The sequence below is a fragment of the Pseudomonas sp. Y39-6 genome, from assembly GCF_023651955.1.
GTDB classification, from domain to species: domain Bacteria; phylum Pseudomonadota; class Gammaproteobacteria; order Pseudomonadales; family Pseudomonadaceae; genus Aquipseudomonas; species Aquipseudomonas veronii.
Genome location: NZ_CP069594.1, coordinates 747233 through 773955 on the forward strand (window position 1 = coordinate 747233; position 26723 = coordinate 773955).

Sequence of the window (26723 nt, forward strand, 5' to 3'; positions counted from 1 at the left end):
TTGCCCTGTCTGCTGATCCAGGGTCGCCAGTGAAGGCGAGGTGGCTAGATTACGTGTAGTTCTAGATCCGGTCTACCGGTAGGAACGCGCTGCTTTCGAGAAGCGTGTTCCCACCTTTGATGGCGGCTTACCAGGGAATGGTATGGCCTCGGTAGTCCACGAAGTGGTGGCCGCCTTTGCCGGTGTAGGCATTTACCTGATCGAGCAGGCCGCGCACGCTGGTCTCGACGTCGATGAGTGCGTTTTCGCCGCCCATGTCGGTCTTCACCCAACCCGGGTGCAGGGAAAGCACGGTCATTTTTTGCTCGCCGAGTTGGGTGATGAAGCTGTTGGTCATCGAGTTGAGGGCGGCCTTGCTCGCCTTGTAGAGCGCCAGCTCGGAACCGTCAGGGATGGTCACGCTGCCCAGGACTGAACTCATGAACGCCAGCACGCCGGAATCTTTGCGGATCTGCCCGACAAAGCGCTGGGCCAGGTTGATCGGCGCCACGGCGTTGGTGAAGAACAACTGGCCGACTTCCGCCAGGGTGGCGTGGCCAGGTTCCTGGTTCGCCGGGCCCTTGACGCCGGCGTTGACGAACAGCAGGTCGAATGTCCGTTCCTTGAGGCGCTGGCTCAGGGCGATCACAGCTTGCTGATCGTCCATGTCGAGTTTCTCGATCTGTACCGGGCCCACGGCTTTCAGGGCGTCGGCCTTGTTCGGGTCACGCACGGTGGCGGTCACGTCCCAGCCATCCTTGAGCAATTGCTTGACCAGGCCAAGGCCCAGCCCGCGTGAGGCGCCGATGATCAGTGCGGTTTTTGGCGTAGACATGCAGAGCTTCCTTTGACGTCGCGGTTCAGGGCGTTCAGCGAACAACATTAGCAGTTTCAACGTTGCAGCAGGATACGCCCCCGGCTCAGGTCGGCAAGCTGGTTTTGCAGGGTGTCGATGTGTGCTTCGCCCAGGGCCAGTTGCAGCTCCACGCCGTTGGCGGTGAAGTGTTCCTCCAGTACCAGCCCGCCGAGTTCGGCGACCCGCAACTTGACCAGGTTCAGTTCGGAAAACCCGCAGTCGCAGCTCAACGGCACGCGGCTGATCAGCTCGATGCGCTCGGCGGTTTGCAGGCATTTGTTCGCGCCGCCGCCATACGCCCGCGCCAGCCCGCCGGTGCCCAGTTGGATGCCGCCGTACCAGCGAATCACCAGCACCACCACCTGATCGAAGCCCTGGGCCTCGATGGCGGCGAGGATCGGTCGCCCGGCGGTGCCGCCAGGTTCGCCGTCGTCGTTGCTGCGGTACTGGTCGGCGAGTTTCCAGGCCCAGCAATTGTGCGTGGCGTTCAGGTCGCTGTGCTGCTCGATGAACGCCTGGGCTTCTTGCGCGCTGGTGATCGGTGCGGCCAGGGTGATGAAGCGGCTTTTGCGAATTTCTTCGCGGAATTCGCAAAGGCCGGTGAGGGTGAAAGGCATAGGCGGTGTCGTCTAGAGGGCGGGCTTGATGCCACAGCCTTTGAGAATGATGTGGATCAGGTTGGTGCCGGCGTCTTCCATATCTTGTTTGGTCAACTTGGTGCGCCCGGTGACGCGGCAGATCTGGCTGGCGAAGTCGGCATAGTGCTGGGTGCTGCCCCACAGCAGGAAGATCAGGTGGACGGGGTCGATGGGGTCCATCTTGCCAGCATCGATCCAGGCCTGGAACACGGCCGCCCGGCCACTGAACCAGGCGCGGTAGTCCTGGCCGAAGTATTCGGTAAGGCATTCGCCGCCGCTGATGATCTCCATGGCGAAGATCCGCGAGGCCTGGGGCTGTCGTCGGGAAAACTCCATCTTGGTGCGGATGTAGCGGGTGAGGGCCACGGCCGGGTCGTCCTCGGCGGTCAGCGCGTTGAAGGTGCTGTCCCACAGTTCGAGGATATTGCTGAGCACCGCGACGTACAGGCCCATCTTGTTGGTGAAGTAGTAGTGCAAGTTGGCCTTCGGCAACCCGGCGCTGGCAGCGATGGTGTTCATGCTGGTGCCCTTGTAGCCGTGACGCGCGAACTCGTCTTCGGCCGCTTGAAGAATCGCTTGCTCGTTCTTTTGCCGAATGCGGCTGGCGGGCTTCCCGGCGTGGGTGCTGTGGGCAGGAACTTCGAGGCTCATGGAGGTTTCCGTGCTGATCGATAGAGACGATGTATGCACAGATAACCCACCCTCAAGCCTCAGACAAGTCCTGATGCAATAAAACCCTCAAAGCGGTTCCAGCGTATCGCCATGTGGCGCGCCGTTTGCTGCGGGGCTCGCTTTGGCTTCCGGCAGTAACAGGCACAATGCGATGGCGGTCAGCCCGCCGCTGGTGATGGCCGAGTCGAACAGGTTTTGCACCAGCGTCGGCATCAAGTGCAGTAGGTTCGGTTGGGCGGCAATGCCCAGGCCGACGCCGAACGAGGTGGCGATGATCAGCATGCTGCGTCGGTCCAGCGGCGCCTGGGCGAGAATACGCACGCCGGCCGCCGCCACGCTGCCGAACATCACCAGGGTCGCGCCGCCCAATACCGGTTTGGGGATTTGCTGCAGCACCGCGCCGATCGATGGAAACAAGCCGAGGCAAAACAGCACCACGCCGATGTACAGGCCGACATAGCGGCTGGCCACACCGGTGAGTTGGATCACGCCATTGTTCTGGGCGAACGTGGTGTTGGGGAACGCGCTGAAGGTGGCGGCGATCATGCAGCTCACCCCGTCGCCGAGTACGCCGCCCTTGAGCCGGTTTATATAAGACGGGCCGCTGATGGGCTGGCGGGCGATCATGCAGTTGGCGGTGAGGTCACCCACGGTTTCGATGCTGCTGATCAGATAAATCAGCGCGATGGGTAGGAAGGCGCTCCAGTCGAAGTTGAAACCATAACGAAACGGCATCGGCAGGCTGATCAACGGCAGGTCGGGCAGGGCCTGGGGCACCAGTTTGCCGCTGAACCAGGCCGCGAGGCTGCCGAGGGCCAGGCCGATGATGATCGCCGAGAGGCGTACCCAGGGTGTGTTCGAGCGGTTGAGCAGGATGATCGTCAACACCACGAACAGGCCCAGTGCCAGGTTGATGGGCGCGCCGAAATCGGCGGCATTGAACCCGCCGCCGAGGTCGGTGATACCCACTTTGATCAGGCTGATGCCGATCAGGGTAATCACGATGCCGGTGACCAGCGGCGTGATCACCCGGCGCAGTTGCCCGATAAAACGGCTCAGCACGATTTGTACGGCGGCGCCGAAAAAGCACACGCCGAAGATCATCGCCAGGATGTCTTCCGGGCTGCCGCCGCGTTGCTTGACCAGGAAGCCCGCCGACAGCACGGCGCCGAGAAACGCAAAGCTGGTGCCCTGCAGGCAGATCATGCCGGCGCCGATGCCAAACGGCCTACGCGCCTGGATGAAGGTGCCGACACCGGACACCATCAGCGCCATGCTGATCAGGTACGGCAGGTGAGCCGCCAGGCCCAGGGTCGAGCCGATGATCAGCGGCGGCGTGATGATGCCGACGAAGGCGGCCAATACATGTTGCAGGGCGGCCAGTAGGGCGGGCAGGGGTTTTGGGCGGTCGTTGAGGCCGTAGATCAGGTCGCTGGGGCTGGACGTTTCTGGTGGCATGGCGGGCAAACTCGAGTCGGACGGTTCTAGGTCCTAGTGCCCTTGCAAAAAGCTGTCCACTTGCTCAGCTTTTTGTGCGAGGCCCGAATTAGCGGGTTGCCGCCAGGCTGTCGAGGAAACTTTCCAGCACCAAATGAGGGCGCCGCCCCTTGCGCGTGACCGATGCCAGGCTTAAATCGTAAAAACGTGTAGCCGGTTTCAGCGCGCGTAGTCGGCCTTGTTGCACCCACAGGCTGGCGTAGTGATCGGGCAGGTAGCCGATGTAGCGGCCGGTGAGGATCAGGAACGCCATGCCTTCGCGGTCCGAAGCGCTGGCGGTGCAGTTGAGGGCCTGGTAGTGGGCCTGGATCTCGGCGGGCAGGCGGAAGGTGGGGGCGATCGCATCCTGGTCGTCGATGCGTCCATCCTCCAACTGCTTGTCGTCGGCATAGAACAGCGGGTGGCCGACGGCGCAGTAGAGCAGCGAGCGTTCGCTGTACAGCGCCTGGTATTCCAGGCCGGACAGCGCGCTGGCCTGGGGCACCACGCCGACATGCAGGCGGCCGTCGAGCACGCCTTGTTCCACTTCATTGGGGGCAATCATGCGGATCTGGATCTGCACGTCCGGGCCGCGTTCCTTCAATTGCGCCAGGGCATGGGTGATACGCATGTGGGGCAGGGTGACGAGGTTGTCGGTGAGGCCGATGATCAGTTCGCCGCGCAAATGCTGGTGCAGGCCGTTGACCTCGGTGCGAAAGCTTTCCAGGGCGCTCAAGAGTTGCAGTGCCGACTGATAGACCTCGCGGCCTTCCTCGGTCAGCGAGAATCCGGCACGCCCGCGCTGGCACAGGCGCAATCCCAGGCGTTGCTCCAGATCGCTCATTTGCTGGCTGATGGCCGAGCGGCCGATGCCGAGCACGGTCTCCGCCGCCGAGAAGCCGCCACACTCCACCACGCTGCGAAAGATGCGCAGCAGGCGAATATCGAAGTCGCTGACTTGGGCCAGGGGGTCGGGTCGACGAATGCTCATAGTTTAGTCGGGGCCTGACTGAAGGTTAGAAGAGTTGGATTTCACAGACTTTATCCCCGTGGCAATTTAGCTGCAAGAACGCTTTTCAATCCCGGCGCTGCTTTTTGCCTTGCGAGGTTTTGCTGATGAACATGTCCGAAAACGCCCCTTCGTCCCTGGCCAGCCAACTGAAGTTGGACGCTCACTGGATGCCTTACACCGCCAACCGTAACTTCCAGCGTGACCCTCGCCTGATCGTGGCCGCCGAAGGCAGCTGGTTGACCGATGACAAGGGCCGCAAGGTCTACGATTCGTTGTCGGGGCTGTGGACCTGCGGCGCCGGGCACACCCGCAAGGAAATCCAGGAAGCGGTCGCCAAGCAACTGGGCACGCTGGACTACTCGCCGGGCTTCCAATACGGTCATCCGCTGTCGTTTCAACTGGCGGAAAAAATCACCGACCTGACCCCGGGTAACCTCAACCATGTGTTCTTCACCGACTCCGGTTCCGAGTGCGCCGATACGGCGGTGAAGATGGTGCGTGCGTACTGGCGCCTAAAAGGCCAGTCTACCAAGACCAAGATGATCGGCCGCGCCCGTGGCTATCACGGGGTGAACATCGCCGGCACCAGCCTGGGCGGCGTCAACGGCAACCGTAAGATGTTTGGTCAGGCGATGATGGATGTTGACCATCTGCCTCACACCTTGCTGGCGAGCAATGCGTTCTCGCGCGGCATGCCGGAGCAGGGCGGTATTGCCCTGGCCGATGAACTGCTCAAGTTGATCGAGTTGCACGACGCGTCGAACATCGCTGCCGTTTTTGTCGAGCCGATGGCCGGCTCCGCTGGCGTGTTGGTTCCGCCACAGGGTTACCTCAAGCGTCTGCGTGAAATCTGCGACCAGCACAACATCCTGTTGGTGTTCGACGAAGTGATCACCGGTTTCGGCCGTACCGGCTCGATGTTCGGCGCCGACAGCTTCGGCGTGACCCCGGACCTGATGTGCATCGCCAAGCAAGTCACCAACGGTGCGATCCCGATGGGCGCGGTGATTGCCAGCAGCGAGATCTATCAGACCTTCATGAACCAGGCGACGCCGGAATACGCGGTGGAATTCCCCCACGGCTACACCTACTCGGCACATCCGGTAGCCTGCGCGGCTGGCCTGGCGGCATTGGACCTGCTGCAGAAGGAAAACCTGGTGCAGAGCGTAGCCGAAGTCGCTCCGCACTTTGAGAATGCGCTGCATGGTTTGAAGGGCAGCAAGAACGTGATCGACATCCGCAACTACGGTCTGGCCGGCGCGATCCAGATTGCCCCGCGTGACGGTGATGCCATCGTGCGTCCGTTCGAGGCTGGCATGGCCTTGTGGAAAGCCGGTTTCTACGTGCGTTTTGGCGGCGACACCCTGCAGTTCGGGCCAACCTTCAACAGCAAGCCGCAGGACCTGGATCGCCTGTTCGATGCCGTCGGCGAAGTGCTGAACAAGATCGACTGATTTCTCCTTCTATATAGAACAACTTTTCAGGAGCCCTGCATGAGCCTTATCCAGCATTTGATCGACGGCCAATTGGTCAGCGAATCCGGTCGCACTGCCGATGTGTACAACCCGTCCACCGGCCAGGTGATTCACCAGGTGCCGCTGGCCAGTCGCGAAACCATCCAGCGCGCGATCGACTCGGCCAAGGCCGCATTCCCGGCCTGGCGTAATACGCCAGCGGCCAGGCGTGCCCAGGTGATGTACCGTTTCAAGCAGTTGCTGGAGCAGAACGAAGCGCGCATCTCGCAGTTGATCAGCGAGGAGCACGGCAAGACCCTGGAAGACGCGGCGGGGGAATTGAAGCGTGGCATCGAGAACGTGGAGTATGCGTGCTCGGCGCCGGAAATTCTCAAGGGCGAGTACAGCCGCAATGTGGGGCCGAACATCGATGCCTGGTCGGATTTCCAGCCGTTGGGCGTAGTGGCCGGGATTACCCCGTTCAACTTCCCGGCGATGGTGCCGTTGTGGATGTACCCGCTGGCGATCGTCTGCGGCAACTGCTTTATCCTCAAACCGTCGGAGCGTGATCCGAGTTCGACGTTGCTGATCGCGCAATTGCTGCAGGAGGCCGGCCTGCCTAAGGGCGTGCTGAGCGTGGTGCATGGCGACAAGGGCGCGGTGGATGCGCTGATCGAGGCGCCGGAGGTCAAGGCCTTGAGCTTTGTGGGCTCGACGCCGATTGCCGAGTACATCTATGCCGAAGCGACCAAGCGCGGCAAACGCGTGCAAGCGCTGGGCGGCGCGAAGAACCATGCGGTGCTGATGCCGGATGCCGATCTGGATAATGCGGTCAGTGCCTTGATGGGCGCGGCCTACGGTTCCTGCGGCGAGCGTTGCATGGCGATCTCGGTGGCGGTGTGTGTGGGTGATCAGGTGGCGGATGCATTGATCGCCAAGTTGGTGCCGCAGGTCAAGGCGCTGAAGATTGGCGCGGGCACCTCGTGCGGCCTGGATATGGGGCCGCTGGTCACCGGCCAGGCGCGGGATAAGGTCAGCGGCTATATAGAAGACGGTGTGGCGGCGGGCGCTGAGCTGGTGGTCGATGGTCGTGGCTTGAGCGTTGCCGGGCATGAGCAGGGGTTCTTCCTCGGTGGCAGTTTGTTTGACCGCGTGACGCCGCAGATGCGTATCTATAAAGAAGAGATCTTCGGGCCGGTGTTGTGCGTGGTGCGGGTCAATAGCCTGGAAGCGGCGATGCAACTGATCAACGATCACGAGTATGGCAACGGCACATGCATCTTCACCCGTGACGGTGAAGCGGCGCGTCTGTTCTGTGACGAGATTGAAGTGGGCATGGTCGGTGTGAACGTTCCACTGCCGGTGCCGGTGGCCTACCACAGCTTTGGCGGCTGGAAGCGCTCGCTGTTTGGCGACTTGCATGCTTACGGGCCGGATGGCGTGCGTTTCTATACCCGGCGCAAGGCCATTACCCAGCGCTGGCCGCAACGGGCCAGTCATGAAGCGTCACAGTTTGCCTTCCCAAGCTTGTAAGACGCGTTGAAAGCCGGCCCCTTGGGGCCGGCTTTCGCGTTTTTGCGGCCTTTTTGACCGATATGACAGAATTGTGAAGAAAGGTGTTGACGGCAAATCCTGGATGTCTATAATTCGCCCCACTTCCGGCGCAGTCGAAGCGGAAAACTCCTTGGTAAACAAAGAGTTACGCAAGATTCGACAGCGACCTGCTTCAGTTCATCGAAGCCTGGAAGGAGTTGGTAGAGCAATGTTGTTTGGCTCTATTAACGTTTCGATCTTCTCGGTCGAAAGCGGAGAAAAAGAGGTGTTGACAGCAGCGTGTAACGCTGTAGAATTCGCCTCCCGCTAACGAGAGATCGGAAGCGCAAGTGGTTGAAGTTACAAAGGAAACTTTGAAAACTTCTGAAAATAATCACTTGACAGCAAATGAGGCTGCTGTAGAATGCGCGCCTCGGTTGAGACGAAAGATCTTAACCAACCGCTCTTTAACAACTGAATCAAGCAATTCGTGTGGGTGCTTGTGGAGTCAGACTGATAGTCAACAAGATTATCAGCATCACAAGTTACTCCGCGAGAAATCAAAGATGTAACCAACGATTGCTGAGCCAAGTTTAGGGTTTCTTAAAAACCCAAAGATGTTTGAACTGAAGAGTTTGATCATGGCTCAGATTGAACGCTGGCGGCAGGCCTAACACATGCAAGTCGAGCGGTAGAGAGAAGCTTGCTTCTCTTGAGAGCGGCGGACGGGTGAGTAATGCCTAGGAATCTGCCTGGTAGTGGGGGATAACGTTCGGAAACGGACGCTAATACCGCATACGTCCTACGGGAGAAAGCAGGGGACCTTCGGGCCTTGCGCTATCAGATGAGCCTAGGTCGGATTAGCTAGTTGGTGAGGTAATGGCTCACCAAGGCGACGATCCGTAACTGGTCTGAGAGGATGATCAGTCACACTGGAACTGAGACACGGTCCAGACTCCTACGGGAGGCAGCAGTGGGGAATATTGGACAATGGGCGAAAGCCTGATCCAGCCATGCCGCGTGTGTGAAGAAGGTCTTCGGATTGTAAAGCACTTTAAGTTGGGAGGAAGGGCAGTTACCTAATACGTGATTGTTTTGACGTTACCGACAGAATAAGCACCGGCTAACTCTGTGCCAGCAGCCGCGGTAATACAGAGGGTGCAAGCGTTAATCGGAATTACTGGGCGTAAAGCGCGCGTAGGTGGTTAGTTAAGTTGGATGTGAAATCCCCGGGCTCAACCTGGGAACTGCATTCAAAACTGACTGACTAGAGTATGGTAGAGGGTGGTGGAATTTCCTGTGTAGCGGTGAAATGCGTAGATATAGGAAGGAACACCAGTGGCGAAGGCGACCACCTGGACTGATACTGACACTGAGGTGCGAAAGCGTGGGGAGCAAACAGGATTAGATACCCTGGTAGTCCACGCCGTAAACGATGTCAACTAGCCGTTGGGAGCCTTGAGCTCTTAGTGGCGCAGCTAACGCATTAAGTTGACCGCCTGGGGAGTACGGCCGCAAGGTTAAAACTCAAATGAATTGACGGGGGCCCGCACAAGCGGTGGAGCATGTGGTTTAATTCGAAGCAACGCGAAGAACCTTACCAGGCCTTGACATCCAATGAACTTTCTAGAGATAGATTGGTGCCTTCGGGAACATTGAGACAGGTGCTGCATGGCTGTCGTCAGCTCGTGTCGTGAGATGTTGGGTTAAGTCCCGTAACGAGCGCAACCCTTGTCCTTAGTTACCAGCACGTAATGGTGGGCACTCTAAGGAGACTGCCGGTGACAAACCGGAGGAAGGTGGGGATGACGTCAAGTCATCATGGCCCTTACGGCCTGGGCTACACACGTGCTACAATGGTCGGTACAGAGGGTTGCCAAGCCGCGAGGTGGAGCTAATCCCAGAAAACCGATCGTAGTCCGGATCGCAGTCTGCAACTCGACTGCGTGAAGTCGGAATCGCTAGTAATCGCGAATCAGAATGTCGCGGTGAATACGTTCCCGGGCCTTGTACACACCGCCCGTCACACCATGGGAGTGGGTTGCACCAGAAGTAGCTAGTCTAACCTTCGGGGGGACGGTTACCACGGTGTGATTCATGACTGGGGTGAAGTCGTAACAAGGTAGCCGTAGGGGAACCTGCGGCTGGATCACCTCCTTAATCGACGACATCAGCTGCTCCATAAGTTCCCACACGAATTGCTTGATTCATTGAAGAAGACGATAAGAAGCAGCCCGAAATTGGGTCTGTAGCTCAGTTGGTTAGAGCGCACCCCTGATAAGGGTGAGGTCGGCAGTTCGAATCTGCCCAGACCCACCAATTTTGTGTGGGAACCTGTAGAAATACGGGGCCATAGCTCAGCTGGGAGAGCGCCTGCCTTGCACGCAGGAGGTCAACGGTTCGATCCCGTTTGGCTCCACCACTACTGCTTCTGAAGTTTGAAAGCTTAGAAATGAGCATTCCATCGTGATGATGGTGAATGTTGATTTCTAGTCTTTGATTAGATCGTTCTTTAAAAATTTGGGTATGTGATAGAAAGATAGACTGAACGTTACTTTCACTGGTAACGGATCAGGCTAAGGTAAAATTTGTGAGTTCTCTTAATTGAGAAATTCGAATTTTCGGCGAATGTCGTCTTCACAGTATAACCAGATTGCTTGGGGTTATATGGTCAAGTGAAGAAGCGCATACGGTGGATGCCTTGGCAGTCAGAGGCGATGAAAGACGTGGTAGCCTGCGAAAAGCTTCGGGGAGTCGGCAAACAGACTTTGATCCGGAGATCTCTGAATGGGGGAACCCAGCCATCATAAGATGGTTACCTTACACTGAATACATAGGTGTAAGGGGCGAACCAGGGGAACTGAAACATCTAAGTACCCTGAGGAAAAGAAATCAACCGAGATTCCCTTAGTAGTGGCGAGCGAACGGGGACTAGCCCTTAAGTGGCTTTGAGATTAGCGGAACGCTCTGGAAAGTGCGGCCATAGTGGGTGATAGCCCTGTACGCGAAAATCTCTTAGTCATGAAATCGAGTAGGACGGAGCACGAGAAACTTTGTCTGAATATGGGGGGACCATCCTCCAAGGCTAAATACTACTGACTGACCGATAGTGAACTAGTACCGTGAGGGAAAGGCGAAAAGAACCCCGGAGAGGGGAGTGAAATAGATCCTGAAACCGTATGCGTACAAGCAGTGGGAGCCTACTTTGTTAGGTGACTGCGTACCTTTTGTATAATGGGTCAGCGACTTATTTTCAGTGGCGAGCTTAACCGAATAGGGGAGGCGTAGCGAAAGCGAGTCTTAATAGGGCGTCTAGTCGCTGGGAATAGACCCGAAACCGGGCGATCTATCCATGGGCAGGTTGAAGGTTGGGTAACACTAACTGGAGGACCGAACCGACTACCGTTGAAAAGTTAGCGGATGACCTGTGGATCGGAGTGAAAGGCTAATCAAGCTCGGAGATAGCTGGTTCTCCTCGAAAGCTATTTAGGTAGCGCCTCATGTATCACTGTAGGGGGTAGAGCACTGTTTCGGCTAGGGGGTCATCCCGACTTACCAAACCGATGCAAACTCCGAATACCTACAAGTGCCGAGCATGGGAGACACACGGCGGGTGCTAACGTCCGTCGTGAAAAGGGAAACAACCCAGACCGTCAGCTAAGGTCCCAAAGTTATGGTTAAGTGGGAAACGATGTGGGAAGGCTTAGACAGCTAGGAGGTTGGCTTAGAAGCAGCCACCCTTTAAAGAAAGCGTAATAGCTCACTAGTCGAGTCGGCCTGCGCGGAAGATGTAACGGGGCTCAAACCATACACCGAAGCTACGGGTATCACGTAAGTGATGCGGTAGAGGAGCGTTCTGTAAGCCTGTGAAGGTGAGTTGAGAAGCTTGCTGGAGGTATCAGAAGTGCGAATGCTGACATGAGTAACGATAATGGGTGTGAAAAACACCCACGCCGAAAGACCAAGGTTTCCTGCGCAACGTTAATCGACGCAGGGTTAGTCGGTCCCTAAGGCGAGGCTGAAAAGCGTAGTCGATGGAAAACAGGTTAATATTCCTGTACTTCTGGTTATTGCGATGGAGGGACGGAGAAGGCTAGGCCAGCTTGGCGTTGGTTGTCCAAGTTTAAGGTGGTAGGCTGGAATCTTAGGTAAATCCGGGATTCTAAGGCCGAGAGCTGATGACGAGTCATCTTTTAGATGACGAAGTGGTTGATGCCATGCTTCCAAGAAAAGCTTCTAAGCTTCAGGTAACCAGGAACCGTACCCCAAACCGACACAGGTGGTTGGGTAGAGAATACCAAGGCGCTTGAGAGAACTCGGGTGAAGGAACTAGGCAAAATGGCACCGTAACTTCGGGAGAAGGTGCGCCGGTGAGGGTGAAGGACTTGCTCCGTAAGCTCATGCCGGTCGAAGATACCAGGCCGCTGCGACTGTTTATTAAAAACACAGCACTCTGCAAACACGAAAGTGGACGTATAGGGTGTGACGCCTGCCCGGTGCCGGAAGGTTAATTGATGGGGTTAGCTAACGCGAAGCTCTTGATCGAAGCCCCGGTAAACGGCGGCCGTAACTATAACGGTCCTAAGGTAGCGAAATTCCTTGTCGGGTAAGTTCCGACCTGCACGAATGGCGTAACGATGGCGGCGCTGTCTCCACCCGAGACTCAGTGAAATTGAAATCGCTGTGAAGATGCAGTGTATCCGCGGCTAGACGGAAAGACCCCGTGAACCTTTACTATAGCTTTGCACTGGACTTTGAATTTGCTTGTGTAGGATAGGTGGGAGGCTTTGAAGCGTGGACGCCAGTTCGCGTGGAGCCAACCTTGAAATACCACCCTGGCAACTTTGAGGTTCTAACTCAGGTCCGTTATCCGGATCGAGGACAGTGTATGGTGGGTAGTTTGACTGGGGCGGTCTCCTCCTAAAGAGTAACGGAGGAGTACGAAGGTGCGCTCAGACCGGTCGGAAATCGGTCGTAGAGTATAAAGGCAAAAGCGCGCTTGACTGCGAGACAGACACGTCGAGCAGGTACGAAAGTAGGTCTTAGTGATCCGGTGGTTCTGTATGGAAGGGCCATCGCTCAACGGATAAAAGGTACTCCGGGGATAACAGGCTGATACCGCCCAAGAGTTCATATCGACGGCGGTGTTTGGCACCTCGATGTCGGCTCATCACATCCTGGGGCTGAAGCCGGTCCCAAGGGTATGGCTGTTCGCCATTTAAAGTGGTACGCGAGCTGGGTTTAGAACGTCGTGAGACAGTTCGGTCCCTATCTGCCGTGGACGTTTGAGATTTGAGAGGGGCTGCTCCTAGTACGAGAGGACCGGAGTGGACGAACCTCTGGTGTTCCGGTTGTCACGCCAGTGGCATTGCCGGGTAGCTATGTTCGGAATAGATAACCGCTGAAAGCATCTAAGCGGGAAACTAGCCTCAAGATGAGATCTCACTGGGACCTTGAGTCCCCTGAAGGGCCGTCGAAGACTACGACGTTGATAGGTTGGGTGTGTAAGCGCTGTGAGGCGTTGAGCTAACCAATACTAATTGCCCGTGAGGCTTGACCATATAACACCCAAGCAATTTGCGAACTCGAAAGAGACCAGATTGCGGTGTGTGAAGACGAAACGAACCGAAAGTTCGACTCTTACAAAACACCGAAAACTATCACATACCCAATTTGCTGAAGCGAGGCCAACAGGTCACGACTCAGTACCCGAATTTCTTGACGACCATAGAGCATTGGAACCACCTGATCCCATCCCGAACTCAGCAGTGAAACGATGCATCGCCGATGGTAGTGTGGGGTTTCCCCATGTGAGAGTAGGTCATCGTCAAGATTAAATTCCAGAACCCCTGTTTGCTCGCGCAGACAGGGGTTTTGTTTTGGGCGGTCGGAAAGGGTCAAGTGGCTCGCCCCCCCTCGGTACTCGACAAAATTGCGCAGTTATTTCTGAACCAGACCACTAGAATAGGTACCTAACCTTTTTTAGCGTCCGAGCCCTATCTATGCCCGATCCGGTTGATGCCCCCAAGGTGTCGGATTTACCCCTGGACGACCTGGTGGCATGCCATGAGTGCGATTTATTGATGCGCAAACCTGTGCTCGCCCTCGGCGAAAAAGCCCAGTGCCCGCGCTGCGGTTACGAGCTGTACGCACATCGCCACAACGTCGTCGAACGAAGCCTGGCCTTAGTCTTGGCAGCGCTATTGTTGTACATCCCCGCGAACTTTTTGCCCATCATGCAGCTCAATCTACTCGGGCAGTCCTCGGAGGACACCGTGTGGACCGGCGTCGTCGGCCTGTTCGACACCGGCATGCGCGGCGTCGCTGCCGTCGTGTTCCTGTGCAGCATGGGTATTCCCCTGCTCAAGTTGCTCTGCCAATTGGCGGTGTTGCTCAGCATCCGCTGGAACATCGGTCGCAGTTACGGGCTGCTGCTCTACCGCATTTACCATCACCTGAGAGATTGGGGGATGTTGGAGGTGTACCTGATGGGCGTCCTGGTGGCGATCGTAAAGCTCGCCGACATGGCCTCCATCACGATTGGCCTGGGTCTGGTCTGCTTCGTCAGCCTATTAATGGTTCAGGTTCTGCTTGAGGTGGTGATGTCGCCCCACCAGATCTGGCAAGCACTGTCAGGAGAGGATGATCATGCGGGCGATTGATGCAGGCATTCTGATTTGTACCGAATGCCACGAATTGAACAAGCAAGAACCAGACACCGATGAGCAAACCTGCACCCGTTGCGGTGCGCTGGTCCATGCCCGTCGCCCCAACAGCCTGACGCGCACCTGGGCCTTGCTGATCACCGCTGCGATTCTCTATATCCCGGCCAACCTGTTACCGATTATGACCGTCAATTCCCTCGGCCAGGGCGATCCCAGTACCATCATGTCCGGCGTGATCCAACTGGTGCAGCACGGCATGTTCCCCATCGCCGCCGTGGTGTTCATCGCCAGCATCCTGGTGCCGACGTTCAAGCTCGTAGGTATTGGTCTGCTACTGTTCTCGGTGCAGCGTCACCAACCGCTGTCCGCGCAACAACGGATTATCATGTACCGCTTTATCGAATTCATCGGCCGCTGGTCCATGCTGGATATCTTCGTGATCGCCATCCTGGTGGCGGTTGTAAACTTTGGACGGCTTGCCAGTGTCGAGGCCAACCTCGGCGCGGCGGCGTTCGCCAGTGTGGTGATCTTGACGATGCTTGCCGCAGTAACTTTTGATCCCCGACTGATTTGGGATAACACGGAGTCGGACGACGACCATGAGTGATTTGCCTAAAGCTAAAACCCGCCCGGCTTCCAACTGGTCGGCTATTTGGGTACTGCCCCTGATCGCCCTGATCATCGGCGGTTGGTTGGGCTGGCGTGCCTATTCTCAGCAAGGCATCGAGATCCAGGTACGCTTCGAAAGCGGCGAAGGCATCCAGGTCAACAAGACCGAAGTAGTCTACAAAGGCATGCCCGTGGGCAAGGTCAAGACCCTGGCCCTGGACGACGAAGGCAACAATCGCGGGGTGATTGCCACCATCGAGATGAACAAGGACGTCGAGCAATACCTCAAGACCAACACGCGCTTCTGGCTGGTCAAACCCAGCGTCAGCCTCGCCGGCATCACCGGCCTGGAGACCCTTGTGTCGGGGAACTACATTGCCGCCAGCCCCGGCGACGGTGAGCCCACACGCAAATTCAAGGCGCTGTCCGAAGAACCGCCCTTGTCCGACGCCAAGCCAGGCCTGCACCTGACCATCAAGGCCGACCGCCTTGGCTCGCTCAACCGCGGCAGCCCGGTGTTCTACAAGCAGATCCAGGTCGGCCAGGTCAAAAGCTACCTGTTGTCCGAGGACCAGAGCACCGTCGAGATCAAGGTCTACATCGAACCGACCTACGCCAGCCTGGTGCGCAAACACACGCGTTTCTGGAACGCCAGCGGCATCAGCATCGACGCCAACCTCTCCGGCGTGAAGGTGCGCAGCGAATCGCTCTCCAGCATCGTCGCCGGCGGTATCGCCTTCGCCACCCCGGAGAATCGCAAGGACAGCCCGCCGACCGACTCGAGCCTGCCCTTCCGTCTGTATGAAGACTTCGACGCCGCCGCCGCCGGCATCAAGGTCAAGGTCAAACTCACCGACTTCGAAGGCCTGCAGGCCGGGCGCACCCCGGTGATGTACAAAGGCATCCAGGTCGGCAGCCTGAAAACCCTGAAGATCGACCCGGACCTGTCCAGCGCCAACGCCGAGCTGACCCTCGACCCATTGGCCGAAGACTACCTGGTACAGGACACCCAGTTCTGGGTGGTCAAGCCGTCGATTTCCCTGGCCGGTATCACTGGGCTCGAGGCGTTGGTCAAAGGTAACTACATCGCGGTTCGTCCCGGTGACAAAGGTTCTCCGCCCCAACGGGAATACGTGGCTCGAGCCAAGGCGCCGCCCTTGGACCTGCGTTCCCCTGGCCTGCACATGGTGCTGTTCACCGACAGCCTCGGCTCCTTGGATGTCGGCAGCCCGATCCTCTACAAGCAGGTCAAGGTCGGCTCGGTGCAGAGCTATCAGTTCTCGCGCAAGAACAAACAGCTGGTGATCGGCGTCCATATCGAGAAGGAGTACGCCAACCTGGTCAATGGTTCGACGCGTTTCTGGAACGCCAGCGGCGTGACCCTGACCGGCGGCCTCACCGGCGGTATCCAGGTGAAAAGCGAATCCCTGGCCAGCCTGATGTCCGGCGGTATCGCCTTTGAAACGCCGGAACCGAACGTGCCGCTGAAAAAACGTATCCCACGTTTCCGCCTGTTCGCCGATCGTGAAGCGGCCAATCAGAGTGGCACCCTGGTGACCATCAAAGTCGACCGCGCCGACGGCCTGCGCCCCGGCACCCCGGTGCGTTTCAAAGGCCTGGACGTCGGTAAGATCGAGAGCGTCGACCTCAGCGCCGATCTGCAATCGGTGCTGCTCGGTGCGCGCATCACCCAGGTGACGGATCGCATCGCACGCGTCGGCAGCCAGTTCTGGGTGGTCAAGCCGGAACTGGGCCTGATGAAAACCTCGAACCTGGAAACCCTGGTCACCGGCCAATACATCGAAGTGCTGCCCGCGCTGAAAAACGCCGGGCCGCAGAAGAGCTTCGTCGCGTTGGACCAGCCGCCCGAAGCCGTCCACCAGGAGGCAGGCCTGAGCCTGGTACTGAGTGCCGCACGCCGTGGTTCGCTCAAAGAAGGCGTGCCCGTCACTTACCGCGAAGTCACTGTGGGCAAAGTCACCGGCTACGAATTGGGCCAGACCGCTGACCGCGTGCTGATCCACATCCTGATCGAGCCCAAGTACGCGGCGTTGGTGCGCAGCGGCAGCCGCTTCTGGAACAGCAGCGGTTTTGGTCTCGACTTCGGCCTGTTCAAAGGCGCGACGGTACGCACCGAGTCCCTGGAAACCCTGGTTGCCGGCGGCATCGCCTTCGCCACGCCCGATGGCGAACGCATGGGCAGCGCCGCGCGGCCGCAGCAAACCTTCCCGCTGTTCGATAAGTTTGAGGATGAGTGGCTGACCTGGGCGCCTAAGATTCCGCTGGGCAAGTAGGCCGAGGCGCGGCTATCGCGGGCAAGCCCCCTCCCACAGATGAGCGCATTCCTACAGGATAAACGCGGTCACTTGTGGGAGGGGGCTTGCCCGCGATGAGGCCCTCAAAAACACCACCAAACCCCAGCCCACAAAAAAGGCCGCGATCCATAAGATCGCGGCCTTTTGGCATTTCACCGCCGAACGTCAGACCTCATCCAACTCCGGCTCATCCGCCTGCACCGTCACCGTTGCCTTCACCGCATCATGGCGCCGGATGTACTTCCAGTCCGCCTCATCGATGTAGATCCCGTTCGGCCCGCTGCCGCCTTCCAGGTCGATCGCCACCTGGGCCGACACCTGCGGCTTCACGCTCGCCAGGATCGGCACGAAGCCCAATTGCAGGCTGGTCTCCAGCAGCGCCGCCTGGTTCTTCTCATCGATGTCGGCCGCTTCGTCGAGGTAGTACGGCAAGCGCACGCGCCCGGCCTGGTCGCGGTCCATCAAGTGCAGCAACAAATACATGTTGGTCAGCGCCTTGATGGTCATGGTGGTGCCGTTGGACGCCGCGCCATCGATGTCGGTGTGAATCACCGGCTGGCCATGCACCTTGGTGATCTCGAACGCCAGTTCGAACAAGTCCTTGAGGCCCAACTGGTTGTGGTTGGCCGCCACCAGGCGCGCCAGGTATTCCTTGGCCTCTTCGTTCTTGTTGTCCTGCTCGGCGCTCTGGCTCAAGTCGAACACCGACAGGGTTTCGCCTTCTTCGTACTGACCGGCGCTGTGGATGATCTGGTCGATATGCTTGAGCGCTTCCTTGTTCGGTGCCAGCACGATGCGGAAACTCTGCAGGTTCGACACCTGGCGCTTGTTGATCTCACGGTTGAACAAGGCCAGTTGGTGTTCCAGGCTGTCGTAGTCGCTGCGGATATTGCGCAAGGTCCGTGCGATATCGGTGACCGCCGCGCGCCGTGCCTTGCCCAGGGTCAGGGCTTCGTCGGTACGGTGAGCATAGGCGTTGATCAGCAGTTGCAGGCGCCGCTCCACGTCATCCTCGCTGTCGAACTTGGCCACGCCCTTGAGGCGAACCTGGGCGTACAGCGCTTCGATCTGGCCATCAGCGCGCAGCAAGCCTTGCCAACTGTCCTGATAGTCATTGAGCAGCGGCAGCAGGTTGTCCATGGAATCGTCGACCGGGTCCATGAACGGCGTGCCGAACGGCAAGTCCGCCGGCAGCAACTGGCGACGGCGCAAAGCGTCATCCAGGGTGCGTTGCTTGGCTTCCATATCGCCGATCTGGCGACCGACCAGTTGCAGCTTGGCCGACAGTTGCTGGACACGTTCGGTGAACGCATCGCTGGAGCGTTTCAATTCATCCTGGGCGGCTTCCATCTGCGCCAGCTGTTCCAGCTTCTCGCCTTCTTCGGCGCTCAGGGTTTGCGCACGGCGGAAATCTTCCAGGGCCTTTTGCGCGTCCAGCACTTGCTGGTACAGCGCTTCGGTCTGGGTTTTACTCGCGGCGCGGTCAGAGGCCACCGCCTGCTGCGTCTTGAGCTGCTTGAGTTCTTTTTCCAGGCGCTCTTTCTGGTCGCGCAACGCCGCACGATCCGCCAGGGCCTGCAAGGCGGGCGGCTCGATGTGGGAGATGTCGATCGACAGCCCCGGCACTTCAAAGCGCTCACCCTTGAAACCATCGAGGATCAGTTCCAGGGATTTGACCCACTGGCCGTCCTCATCCAGCGTGATGCCATGTTCACCCAGCGGCAGGCTGAACAGCGAACTGTTGAACAGACGCATCAGGCGTTCGACATCTTGCTGTGAGAATTCTTCGCGCAGCTTGGCGTAGCTGTTGTTGTCTGCGTGATCGAGCTGTTGCTTGACCGACTTCAGGCGTTTTTCCAGCTCGCGCAGGCGCTCGTCCAAGTCTTCGGCGCTGAACTGACGTGACTGCGCCAGGGCGCCGGCGAGTTCATCGTGGGCATCCTTGGCCGCCAGCAGTTGCTGTTCCAGCACCCTGACATCATCGACCAGCGCAAAGCGATGCTTGAGCACCGACAGCTCGCCCAGCCAACGCTGGATACCGCTGATTTCGCGCTCCAGGCGCATCAGCTCCTGGGTGCCGCCACGTTGGTCGTGCTGCAACGCGTCCTGCTCGTTGCGGTAGTGCTCGGCCTGGATGGTCAGCTCTTCCTTGCGCGCACTGGCGTAGTCCGACCAGGTGCCCAGCAGCGAGTCCAACAGCGGCGACAGGCGATGCAATTTGCCGCGCAGGATGTCGCGTTGTTTCACGCCATTGGCCAGGGCCTCGACCAGCGGGCCGGCGGCGACCAGGGAGTTGTAGTCCTGCTCCATGCGTCGCACGTCGCGGAAGGCTTCTTCACACGCGGCGATGTAATCGACACTGCCGGAGCGCAGGCTGTGCTCAAACGCATCGAGGAACAATTGCTTGAGCTTGGCTGCGGTGATTTCGCGCATGTGCAGCAGGTTGATAAACAGCGCGCGGAAGGTCTTCAGGCTCTGTTCGCTGGTGGAACGCAGCGGGATCAGCGTCAGGTCCAGCGGGATCGACGTGTGGCCGCCGACCAGCAAACGACGTAGTTCATCGGGCTTGAGTTCGTAGGCTTTCAGGCCCTCGCGCTCCAGGTTGGTGAACAGCTCTTTCTGGCGCAGGCAGGTGTCGTTTTTCTGGTAGTGGGCCAGGTCGAGCTTACCGGCGTAGGCAAAGAACTGGTGACCGAAACCACCGCCCGGGCCGCGCCCGACCACGCCGATCACATGCGGGCCGTGGGGCAGGGAGACTTCCACGAGGATGTAGCTGGTGTCGGTGGCGAAGTAGAAGCGCCGCGATTGTTCCAGGGTGTACTTGCCGAAACTCATGTCCGACATGCGCGCCAGGATCGGGAACTGCAAGGCGTTGATCGATGCGGATTTACCCAGGTTGTTCGCGCCGTACACCGACAGCGGCTCTTCGAGCGGGAACAAACCGAGGCTGTAGCCGGCGGTATTCAATAGGGCGAAGCGGCGGATGCCGTAGCGTTCCTTGCTCATGCGTCGGTCTCCTGTTCTTCGGCAATGGCGCGGGCCAGGGCGTCTTCTTCGCTTTCGTCGGCAAAGTCGCTCAAGTCCAGCGGGTCATCGGTCTTCAGCAGTTTTTCATCGCTGTCTTCATCGATGAGCACCGGTGTCGGCAATGGCAGCACGCTGTGGATGCTGGCCGCGAGGTCGCGGTCCTGTTGCACCGACAGGCACACATCGAGGAAGCGATGCATCGGCGGCAGGAAGCGATAGATGCCGTTTTCTTCGCTGGCAAAACCCAGTTGGGTCATGCGGCGCATGATTTTCTCTTCGAGCTCTTCCTGGGTTTGCACTTCGGCCTGGATAAACAGGTCGCGGTATTTTTCCAGCAGCGACGGCAGTTCATCGCGGCCGAGGCTGCCGCCGTCGAGCACGGCAATCGGGTCGCGGCCTTGGTCGGCCAGGTGCTCGACGATGATGAAGGTGAACAGCGCCAGGCGCTGCGCGGTCTTGTTCACCTGCGCGCTGGCGATGGCCGAATCCGGCACGAAGTAATAGAAACCACGGGTATCGCACACCAGTTCAAAGCCCAGGGCCTTGAACAGCGTGCGGTACTGGTCCTGGAAATTCGACAGTTGCGCGTACAGCTCCGGGTCGCGGCGGCTGACGTGGTAACCCTTGAACAGCTCGCGAAAGATCGGCGCCAGCTGGGACAGTTCGGATAGATCAAGATGCATAAGGGGTGCTCGCAGAATTCTCGGCGGCGTCGGGCGTGGCCGGGAGCAGGGCGAATGAGCGCAGGCTGACCTGATGCTCGTGTGTGTGGTAATCGCGGCGTTCCAGGCGCTCGCGCTTGAAGCGTTTTTCGCGGGACAGGCGCGAGAACCAGTAGAGCAATTCGTCGGTGGCGCCGTCCGGTTCCTGTTCCAGCAGCCAGGTCATCAGGTCCGGCATCGGCAGCGCGTCTTCGCAGCGTTCGAGCATTTCCTTGACCGTGCGCGGTGCGCGCTGGGCTTCGCCTTTATGGGACTTGTGCGCCTTGGGGAAGCGCGCCGGTTTCGGCTCGAAGTTCGCCAGGGCGTACACGTAGGCCTCGACCTGGCTCGCGCTGCCGAGGAAGGTGCTTTGCGGCCGGGTGAACATCGGCATCGCGGCCTGCGGCACCGCGTCCAGGCCTTTACGGCGAATGGCCGACAGCGCCAGCGCGGCGCCACGGGTCACGGCGTTGTGCCGACGCGCTTCTTCACGCAGCGGCAGCAGCAGCTCGCGGGCGTGACGCAGGGTCAACTGGGCGCTGGTCTGCATTTCGAGGATGCGCGCGTGGGTGCGCAACAGCATGTCGTCGTCGACCAGATGGCCGAGGCGCTGCTGCTCGGTGAGCAGGCGCAGCAGCACGTTTTCGACCTTGCGCACGCCTTGTTCGAAGGCGCCGTCGGCGTTCACCAGTTGGATCATCGGTTCGACGTATTCGTCCCAGGTCGCCAGCACTTCGGCGTAGCGCTGACGCAACGGGATCTGCCGGTCGCTGGTCTTGGCGCGGTCGGCCACGGCGGCGAGGGCTTGTTCGTCGTTGGCGAGTTTTTTCAGCACGTCGCGCACGCGCATGTCGAGCAGGCGCAGTTGCCGGGCCAGGTCGTGGCCGTCACGGATGTCGAAGGCGTCCTGGATATAACCGGCCAGGCGCTCGAGGTGGCGCAGGTAGGCTTCGATTTCCAGGCACAGGCCAAGCCGGTGCTCCTTGCGAAGATAGGCGAGGAAGTCGTGGATCTGCGCATTGAGCTCGAAACGGTTCGGGCTCTTGGCGACAGGCACCAGGATATCCAGGCGAATCCACACGTCCAGCAGGCTGGTGATGTCCTGGGGCGTGCTGTCCAGTTGTTGGGCGGCCAGTTGTGCGCGCAGCTCGCCGAGGCTCAGGGTGCCTTGGTCGAAGTGTTCGCACAGTGGCTCAAGTAAGGCCCAGTGTTCGGCGAGGGCGCGCAGGACGCGCTTGGGTTCGATCATGGGAATGGCCGGCTGGTTGGCGATTAAAAGTCGCGATTGTACTGCATCAGGCGCGGGATTTATCCACAGCCGGTCAGTGCGCAGTGGGCGATTGTTACCGAACAGCGGTAGAATCCCCGCTCTTTACTTATCCACAAGTGGCCGAGCTGTGCTTATCGAGTCCCGACGTCGCGCTTACTTGACTGCCATGCAGGTGGTCAACTGGCTGCCCCGCACCGAACTGCCGTTTGCCGCCCCGTCGCGGCCCGAGCTGCTGCAGGCGCTCGAGCCCGATGACGGATTGGAAACGTCGGGCGAGGAGGCGGCTGCGCCCGTGGCGGTGGTCAAGCCTGAGCCGCCGACGCGGCCGGTGGTCGAACGCGCCAAGGTCGAGGTGCCACGCCCGTCGCCGATGGCCAAGCCGGCGGTGGCTGAAGAGGCGGCCCCGGTGGTCAAGGCGCCTGTTGTCCCACCGCCGCGGTTTGCCCTGCAATTGCTGCGGGCCGGGCGTTGCCTGTTGCTGGTCGAGCTGCCTACCGGCGAGCGCTTCCAGACCCGCGACCCGGCCTACATGCTGCTCAAGGACATGCTGCGCGCTGCCGGCCTGCCCGACAGCCCGCAAATCGTCGGCGACCCGGTGCGCTGGCCGTTGCTGGTGCGCGGCACCATGGACCAGGGCCCGGACGCCGCGCGGGATTTTGTGCAAGGTTTTGTGTCGGCACGCCTGGAAGACGAACCCTGCGTGTGCCTGTGGCTGATCGGCCTGCCCGCCGTGCGGTTTGCAGGCGAAGCCGATGCCGAAGTCTGGTACCGCGAGCTGCAGGTCGAAGGCCTGGGCTCGGTATGGGCCCTGCCGGGCCTGGAATTATTAATGGAAGAGCCACAGCGTAAGGCTGATGTCTGGCAAGCCATGCGCCGGCTGATGGCGCGCTGGAAAACAATCGATGAGTGAGGCTTTATCCTTCCGCCCGATGACCGAGGCCGACCTCGACGCCGTGCTGAAAATCGAATACGCGGCATACAGCCACCCCTGGACCCGCGGGATCTTTCTCGACGGGCTGGGCAAGTACCAGATCTGGCTGATGTTCGAAGGTGAGCAGCAAGTGGGCCACGGGGTGGTGCAGATCATCCTCGATGAAGCGCATTTGCTGAACATCACCGTCAAACCGGAAAACCAGGGCCGCGGTCTCGGCCTGGCGCTGCTCGAGCACCTGATGTCCCGCGCCTATGCCGCCAGCGCACGGGAATGTTTCCTCGAAGTGCGTGACAGCAATGCCGGCGCGTTCCGGCTGTATGAACGCTATGGCTTCAATGAAATCGGCCGTCGGCGCGATTACTACCCAGCCGTCGGCGGTCGCGAAGATGCGGTCGTGATGGCCTGCACCCTCGTCGACTGAACACGCAACCCATGTGGGAGCCAGCGCCCTCCCACATTTGGAACTACAGGGTGTCAGCGGTTGCCGTCGACAGGATCTCGCTCGGCCAATTCGGCCTCATCCAACCCGTTGCCGCCGCCGATGTCATCTTCATTCACGATGCTCAGGTCCCAATCGGCCTGTTCGCCTTCGCCTTCTTCCTGTGCATCCCGTGCGCCGTCCTCGCGGATCAGGTTCTCCGGGCTCATCTCGTCATCGGTCGTCTCGGCCTCGCCCACCCGTTTATCGCGCATCCGGTGTTTGCGCTCGACAAGCGGCAGTTCATCGCCGATTTGCGCCGTCGGCTCTTGATCGTCAAAGTCCAGCTCGCGCACCGAGCCCATGCGATCCTCATTGTCATCAATCGGTTCCGGCTGTGTAGCGCCGTATGGACGTCGTGATTCAGTCATGGCCAATCCTCATACTGTGGGGCTTATAGTGTGTGGACAGGCCTGGCGCACCAAGATTCAAGTCATCGCCTGCCGTCTATCTTTATTCCGGGCGTGACCCGGACGGGCGGTCGTCTGTCAAAGCTGCGCATCATTCCTGAGGCTTTCCCTGATGAACGAACTACAAGAGCTGCTTGATAACAACGAACGCTGGGCGGATGCGATCAAACAGGAAGATCCCGAATTCTTCGCCAAACTGGCCCGCCAGCAAGCACCGGAATACCTGTGGATCGGCTGTTCCGACGCCCGCGTACCGGCCAACGAAATCGTCGGCATGCTGCCGGGTGATCTGTTCGTACACCGTAATGTGGCCAACGTGGTGCTGCACACCGACCTTAACTGCCTGTCGGTGATTCAGTACGCCGTCGATGTGCTCAAGGTCAAACATATCCTGGTCACCGGCCACTATGGCTGCGGCGGTGTGCGGGCGTCGATGCAGGACCGTCAGTTCGGCCTGATCGACGGCTGGCTGCGCACCATTCGCGACCTCTACTACGAAAACCGCGATCTGCTGGCCAAGTTGCCGACTGAGGAAGAGCGCGTCGACCGCCTCTGCGAATTGAACGTGGTTCAGCAGGTGGCCAACGTCGGTCATACCAGCATCGTGCAAAACGCCTGGCACCGGGGGCAGAGCCTGTCGATCCACGGTTGCATCTACGGCATCAAGGATGGCCGCTGGAAGAGCTTGAACACCACCATCACTGGTTTTGAGCAGTTGCCGCCGCAGTATCGCTTGCGCCCGCTGGGTGAAGCCTAAGGGCGCTTGCGCTCGCGCCACAGGGTCATGAACGTCTGCCCTTCGGCGTTCAGTGGCTCCTGGCTGCCGGTGATCCAGCCCCGGCAGTTCAGCTCGCCGCATTGGCACGCGAACTGCCGGAACAGCGCGTCCTCGGTGCAGGCGTAATCCAGGGTCAACAGGGCGCCGGCCGCGATGGGCTGCACGGTCCAGAGCTCCAGGTAGGTGGTGTCCAAAAATACATTCGGGTTGCAGGAGTGGCGCAGCAGGCCGCAGAACCAACAGTCGTACAAGTGGATGCGCGGCGACAGTTGCAAGGTGTGCGGGCGTCGCTCGTTCACCGCGTAGCCGGAGACCTTGGCAATGCGTATGCGACTCTCAAAGGCGATGCGCGCCTTGACCCTGGCCCCGGCGCCGTCCCTGGCGTGGGTGACCTGGAAGTGTTTGGACGAAGGGTAGCCCTGCCCGACGAACAGTGTCTTGAACGGGTAAAGGCAGTCATTCACAGGGTTTACAGCCTTATCCATGGCGCGAGTTTTCATAACTCTCCTGGGTTGGGCTGCATCGACCTGCGGGTGGTGTCTGACTGCCAGTCTTGCAGCGGATGGGCCCGGATCAAGACTCGCTGAACATAACGCCGATTTCTACTGTCAACTTTGACAGTAGAAATCGGTTTTTTTTTTGCGTTTTTACAGCGCCGGGGCGCTGATCGTCGGGGTGGGCGCGGCGTCTTTCAGCTGTTTGAGCTGGGCTTTGATCGCGGACGTGGCGCATTTGGCGTTGGCCTGTTCCGGGGTCAGGTTGCGCACCGAGGTGTAGAACAATTCGCAGGTCTGTTCTTTACGCGTGACCTGCCAGGTGTTCATGCACGCCTTGAGCAGCACATTCGCATCGCTCGCCGGTTTCTGGCCCATTCCGGCTTGCCAGCAGGCGGCGCTCAAATCCTGGCCCATCACTTTCAAACCGGCCTCGTCGGCCTTCTGCTCGTTACCGTCATACGTGTCGGGGCTTGCCGCATACCAGATGTAACTGGGGTGGTTGGCGCCCAGGACCGAGACGGTTTTGCCGGGGATCGGGCTGATCTGCGCCAGGCCCAGCACACCCACGGTTTGCCCGTATTGTTGCTTGATCCAACTGCGCACCGGTGCGCCGAACGCGACCATCGGCAACGCACCTTTGGGCGGCAGGCTCAGTTCCTTGACCATGCGTGTCTGGTAGTCGGTGAAGTAGCTGTAGACGTTTTCCAGGTCTTTCCCGGCGTTGGACGGCGCGGCGATCGGGGCGATGTCGATGATGGTCTGGTAGGCCGGGGTTTCGGTGGCCGGAATGCCATTGTCGACGAGCAGGGCGGCCCAGCGGTCGGTGGTGGCCGATTCCAGGTAATCCTGGGCCTGGGTCAGTGAGTAATCTGGCGGAAAGTGCAGCAGTTCGATGCTTTTGCGGTTTTCCAGGGCCATGCCCAGCGGCAGGAACAAGTACCAGTTGTAAGCCCACTTGCCGTCGCTGTTAAGCCGGCTCGCGCCCTGGTAGGCCAGGTCGGCGGTAGCGAGCAAGCTCGTCAGCGGCTGGCCATAGTTGTCGGGCACGCCGCTGAAGGTCGCCGCGACCTGGCCGTCATGCTTTCTGACGCTGACCTTGGCGCGGCTGTAACCGTCGCGCTGCAGGCTCTGGTTGAGGTAGTGCTCGACGGTCTGCTCCAGCGTCCACGGCCGGAAGCAGATCACGTTGCAGTTATTGGGGTAAGCGAACAACTGGGTAACCCGTTGCGTGCTGCCCAGCGGTACGTCGATGTCGGCCTGTACGACCGCACTCGCGATCAGTGCGGCCAAGGTGAAGGACAACCTGGTCGGTTTAAACATAGATGATTCCTTGTCAGCGAGAGCCCGTCTGCGCGGGGTGAAAGCCCACCTCCACACAGTAGCGGCTGACCAGGAAAACCGCGTGCAAAATCGCTGGGC

Annotated in this window: 19 protein-coding genes, 2 tRNA genes and 3 rRNA genes; 13 read left to right on the forward strand and 11 right to left on the reverse strand. The window is 59.4% G+C overall.

Annotated elements, in window-relative coordinates:
* Nucleotides 1–127: 127 nt before the first annotated feature.
* From JN756_RS03220 to JN756_RS03240, 5 genes are all read right to left on the reverse strand, one after another.
* Complete coding sequence (locus JN756_RS03220; protein WP_079442758.1) at nucleotides 128–814, reverse strand: SDR family oxidoreductase; 687 nt, start codon at nucleotides 812–814, stop codon at nucleotides 128–130.
* A 56-nt stretch (nucleotides 815–870) separates the two neighbouring features.
* Entirely contained in the window at nucleotides 871–1452 is a 582-nt protein-coding gene (locus tag JN756_RS03225) for an IMPACT family protein (RefSeq protein WP_017849630.1), read from the reverse strand.
* A gap of 12 nt (nucleotides 1453–1464) precedes the next feature.
* Entirely contained in the window at nucleotides 1465–2124 is a 660-nt protein-coding gene (locus JN756_RS03230) for a TetR/AcrR family transcriptional regulator (RefSeq protein ID WP_017849629.1), read from the reverse strand.
* A gap of 87 nt (nucleotides 2125–2211) precedes the next feature.
* Complete coding sequence (locus tag JN756_RS03235; RefSeq protein WP_046384831.1) at nucleotides 2212–3603, reverse strand: uracil-xanthine permease family protein; 1392 nt, start codon at nucleotides 3601–3603, stop codon at nucleotides 2212–2214.
* 88 nt (nucleotides 3604–3691) lie between these two features.
* On the reverse strand, nucleotides 3692–4612 hold the full coding sequence (locus tag JN756_RS03240) for a LysR family transcriptional regulator (RefSeq protein WP_017849627.1): 921 nt from the start codon (nucleotides 4610–4612) through the stop codon (nucleotides 3692–3694).
* Between the two features lie 125 nt (nucleotides 4613–4737).
* Between JN756_RS03240 and aptA the strand changes: the two genes are divergently transcribed.
* From aptA to JN756_RS03290, 10 genes are all read left to right on the forward strand, one after another.
* A complete protein-coding gene (gene aptA / locus JN756_RS03245; RefSeq protein ID WP_017849626.1) occupies nucleotides 4738–6087 on the forward strand; it encodes an omega-aminotransferase AptA in 1350 nt (449 codons plus the stop codon).
* A gap of 39 nt (nucleotides 6088–6126) precedes the next feature.
* On the forward strand, nucleotides 6127–7620 hold the full coding sequence (locus JN756_RS03250; protein WP_017849625.1) for a CoA-acylating methylmalonate-semialdehyde dehydrogenase: 1494 nt from the start codon (nucleotides 6127–6129) through the stop codon (nucleotides 7618–7620).
* Between the two features lie 623 nt (nucleotides 7621–8243).
* Nucleotides 8244–9780 (forward strand): 16S ribosomal RNA (locus tag JN756_RS03255).
* An 82-nt stretch (nucleotides 9781–9862) separates the two neighbouring features.
* Nucleotides 9863–9939, forward strand: a tRNA-Ile gene (locus JN756_RS03260).
* Nucleotides 9940–9966: 27 nt separating this feature from the next.
* A tRNA-Ala gene (locus JN756_RS03265) sits at nucleotides 9967–10042 on the forward strand.
* A 247-nt stretch (nucleotides 10043–10289) separates the two neighbouring features.
* Nucleotides 10290–13181, forward strand: a 23S ribosomal RNA gene (locus JN756_RS03270).
* 156 nt (nucleotides 13182–13337) lie between these two features.
* Nucleotides 13338–13453: ribosomal RNA gene (gene rrf, locus JN756_RS03275) — 5S ribosomal RNA — on the forward strand.
* The 16S, 23S and 5S rRNA genes sit together here with 2 tRNA genes alongside, the layout of an rRNA operon.
* A gap of 169 nt (nucleotides 13454–13622) precedes the next feature.
* A complete protein-coding gene (locus tag JN756_RS03280; protein WP_017844516.1) occupies nucleotides 13623–14282 on the forward strand; it encodes a paraquat-inducible protein A in 660 nt (219 codons plus the stop codon).
* Nucleotides 14269–14892 (forward strand): paraquat-inducible protein A, encoded by a 624-nt coding sequence (locus JN756_RS03285; RefSeq protein WP_046384829.1) that lies wholly within the window; start codon nucleotides 14269–14271, stop codon nucleotides 14890–14892. Before JN756_RS03280 ends, JN756_RS03285 begins: the two co-directional genes overlap by 14 nt.
* Complete coding sequence (locus tag JN756_RS03290; protein WP_057005632.1) at nucleotides 14885–17188, forward strand: PqiB family protein; 2304 nt, start codon at nucleotides 14885–14887, stop codon at nucleotides 17186–17188. The genes JN756_RS03285 and JN756_RS03290 overlap by 8 nt, the downstream gene beginning before the upstream one ends.
* Nucleotides 17189–17374: 186 nt before the next feature.
* On the opposite strand, the gene mksF is transcribed toward JN756_RS03290, so the two are convergent.
* The 3 genes from mksF to mksB are packed head-to-tail and all read right to left on the reverse strand — an operon-like array spanning nucleotide 17375 to nucleotide 22186.
* Nucleotides 17375–20215: an Mks condensin complex protein MksF gene (gene mksF, locus JN756_RS03295; protein ID WP_017844513.1), complete on the reverse strand. Its 2841-nt coding sequence runs from the start codon at nucleotides 20213–20215 to the stop codon at nucleotides 17375–17377.
* Nucleotides 20212–20919, reverse strand: coding sequence for an Mks condensin complex protein MksE (gene mksE / locus JN756_RS03300; protein WP_046384827.1), 708 nt, complete (start codon nucleotides 20917–20919; stop codon nucleotides 20212–20214). The genes mksF and mksE overlap by 4 nt, the downstream gene beginning before the upstream one ends.
* Nucleotides 20909–22186 carry an Mks condensin complex protein MksB gene (mksB, locus tag JN756_RS03305; protein WP_017844511.1) on the reverse strand — a complete coding sequence of 426 codons (1278 nt, stop codon included), beginning with the start codon at nucleotides 22184–22186 and terminating at the stop codon, nucleotides 20909–20911. The genes mksE and mksB overlap by 11 nt, the downstream gene beginning before the upstream one ends.
* A 187-nt stretch (nucleotides 22187–22373) precedes the next feature.
* Between mksB and JN756_RS03310 the strand changes: the two genes are divergently transcribed.
* Together JN756_RS03310 and rimI are read left to right on the forward strand one after the other, a co-directional pair.
* Nucleotides 22374–23117, forward strand: a complete 744-nt coding sequence (locus JN756_RS03310; RefSeq protein ID WP_017844510.1) for a hypothetical protein — start codon at nucleotides 22374–22376, stop codon at nucleotides 23115–23117.
* Nucleotides 23110–23562, forward strand: a complete 453-nt coding sequence (gene rimI, locus JN756_RS03315) for a ribosomal protein S18-alanine N-acetyltransferase (RefSeq protein ID WP_046384825.1) — start codon at nucleotides 23110–23112, stop codon at nucleotides 23560–23562. The genes JN756_RS03310 and rimI overlap by 8 nt, the downstream gene beginning before the upstream one ends.
* A gap of 53 nt (nucleotides 23563–23615) precedes the next feature.
* On the opposite strand, the gene JN756_RS03320 is transcribed toward rimI, so the two are convergent.
* Complete coding sequence (locus JN756_RS03320; RefSeq protein ID WP_046384824.1) at nucleotides 23616–23990, reverse strand: hypothetical protein; 375 nt, start codon at nucleotides 23988–23990, stop codon at nucleotides 23616–23618.
* Between the two features lie 151 nt (nucleotides 23991–24141).
* Here JN756_RS03320 and can point away from each other — a divergent pair, with 151 nt between their 5' ends.
* Nucleotides 24142–24786 carry a carbonate dehydratase gene (can, locus tag JN756_RS03325; protein ID WP_017844507.1) on the forward strand — a complete coding sequence of 215 codons (645 nt, stop codon included), beginning with the start codon at nucleotides 24142–24144 and terminating at the stop codon, nucleotides 24784–24786.
* On the opposite strand, the gene JN756_RS03330 is transcribed toward can, so the two are convergent.
* Together JN756_RS03330 and JN756_RS03335 are read right to left on the reverse strand one after the other, a co-directional pair.
* Nucleotides 24783–25307: an SET domain-containing protein gene (locus JN756_RS03330; RefSeq protein ID WP_201021771.1), complete on the reverse strand. Its 525-nt coding sequence runs from the start codon at nucleotides 25305–25307 to the stop codon at nucleotides 24783–24785. The genes can and JN756_RS03330 overlap by 4 nt on opposite strands.
* A 147-nt stretch (nucleotides 25308–25454) precedes the next feature.
* Nucleotides 25455–26624 (reverse strand): hypothetical protein, encoded by a 1170-nt coding sequence (locus JN756_RS03335; RefSeq protein WP_057005635.1) that lies wholly within the window; start codon nucleotides 26622–26624, stop codon nucleotides 25455–25457.
* Nucleotides 26625–26723 lie beyond the last annotated feature (99 nt).

Excerpts from the sequence above, each read along its gene's own strand:
- JN756_RS03220 (WP_079442758.1), bottom strand. The coding sequence starts at position 814 with ATGTCTACGCCAAAAACCGCACTGATCATCGGCGCCTCACGCGGGCTG.
- JN756_RS03225 (WP_017849630.1), bottom strand. The coding sequence starts at position 1,452 with ATGCCTTTCACCCTCACCGGCCTTTGCGAATTCCGCGAAGAAATTCGC.
- JN756_RS03230 (WP_017849629.1), bottom strand. The coding sequence starts at position 2,124 with ATGAGCCTCGAAGTTCCTGCCCACAGCACCCACGCCGGGAAGCCCGCC.
- JN756_RS03235 (WP_046384831.1), bottom strand. The coding sequence starts at position 3,603 with ATGCCACCAGAAACGTCCAGCCCCAGCGACCTGATCTACGGCCTCAAC.
- JN756_RS03240 (WP_017849627.1), bottom strand. The coding sequence starts at position 4,612 with ATGAGCATTCGTCGACCCGACCCCCTGGCCCAAGTCAGCGACTTCGAT.
- aptA (WP_017849626.1), top strand. The coding sequence starts at position 4,738 with ATGAACATGTCCGAAAACGCCCCTTCGTCCCTGGCCAGCCAACTGAAG.
- JN756_RS03250 (WP_017849625.1), top strand. The coding sequence starts at position 6,127 with ATGAGCCTTATCCAGCATTTGATCGACGGCCAATTGGTCAGCGAATCC.
- JN756_RS03280 (WP_017844516.1), top strand. The coding sequence starts at position 13,623 with ATGCCCGATCCGGTTGATGCCCCCAAGGTGTCGGATTTACCCCTGGAC.
- JN756_RS03285 (WP_046384829.1), top strand. The coding sequence starts at position 14,269 with ATGCGGGCGATTGATGCAGGCATTCTGATTTGTACCGAATGCCACGAA.
- JN756_RS03290 (WP_057005632.1), top strand. The coding sequence starts at position 14,885 with ATGAGTGATTTGCCTAAAGCTAAAACCCGCCCGGCTTCCAACTGGTCG.
- mksF (WP_017844513.1), bottom strand. The coding sequence starts at position 20,215 with ATGAGCAAGGAACGCTACGGCATCCGCCGCTTCGCCCTATTGAATACC.
- mksE (WP_046384827.1), bottom strand. The coding sequence starts at position 20,919 with ATGCATCTTGATCTATCCGAACTGTCCCAGCTGGCGCCGATCTTTCGC.
- mksB (WP_017844511.1), bottom strand. The coding sequence starts at position 22,186 with ATGATCGAACCCAAGCGCGTCCTGCGCGCCCTCGCCGAACACTGGGCC.
- JN756_RS03310 (WP_017844510.1), top strand. The coding sequence starts at position 22,374 with ATGCAGGTGGTCAACTGGCTGCCCCGCACCGAACTGCCGTTTGCCGCC.
- rimI (WP_046384825.1), top strand. The coding sequence starts at position 23,110 with ATGAGTGAGGCTTTATCCTTCCGCCCGATGACCGAGGCCGACCTCGAC.
- JN756_RS03320 (WP_046384824.1), bottom strand. The coding sequence starts at position 23,990 with ATGACTGAATCACGACGTCCATACGGCGCTACACAGCCGGAACCGATT.
- can (WP_017844507.1), top strand. The coding sequence starts at position 24,142 with ATGAACGAACTACAAGAGCTGCTTGATAACAACGAACGCTGGGCGGAT.
- JN756_RS03330 (WP_201021771.1), bottom strand. The coding sequence starts at position 25,307 with ATGAAAACTCGCGCCATGGATAAGGCTGTAAACCCTGTGAATGACTGC.
- JN756_RS03335 (WP_057005635.1), bottom strand. The coding sequence starts at position 26,624 with ATGTTTAAACCGACCAGGTTGTCCTTCACCTTGGCCGCACTGATCGCG.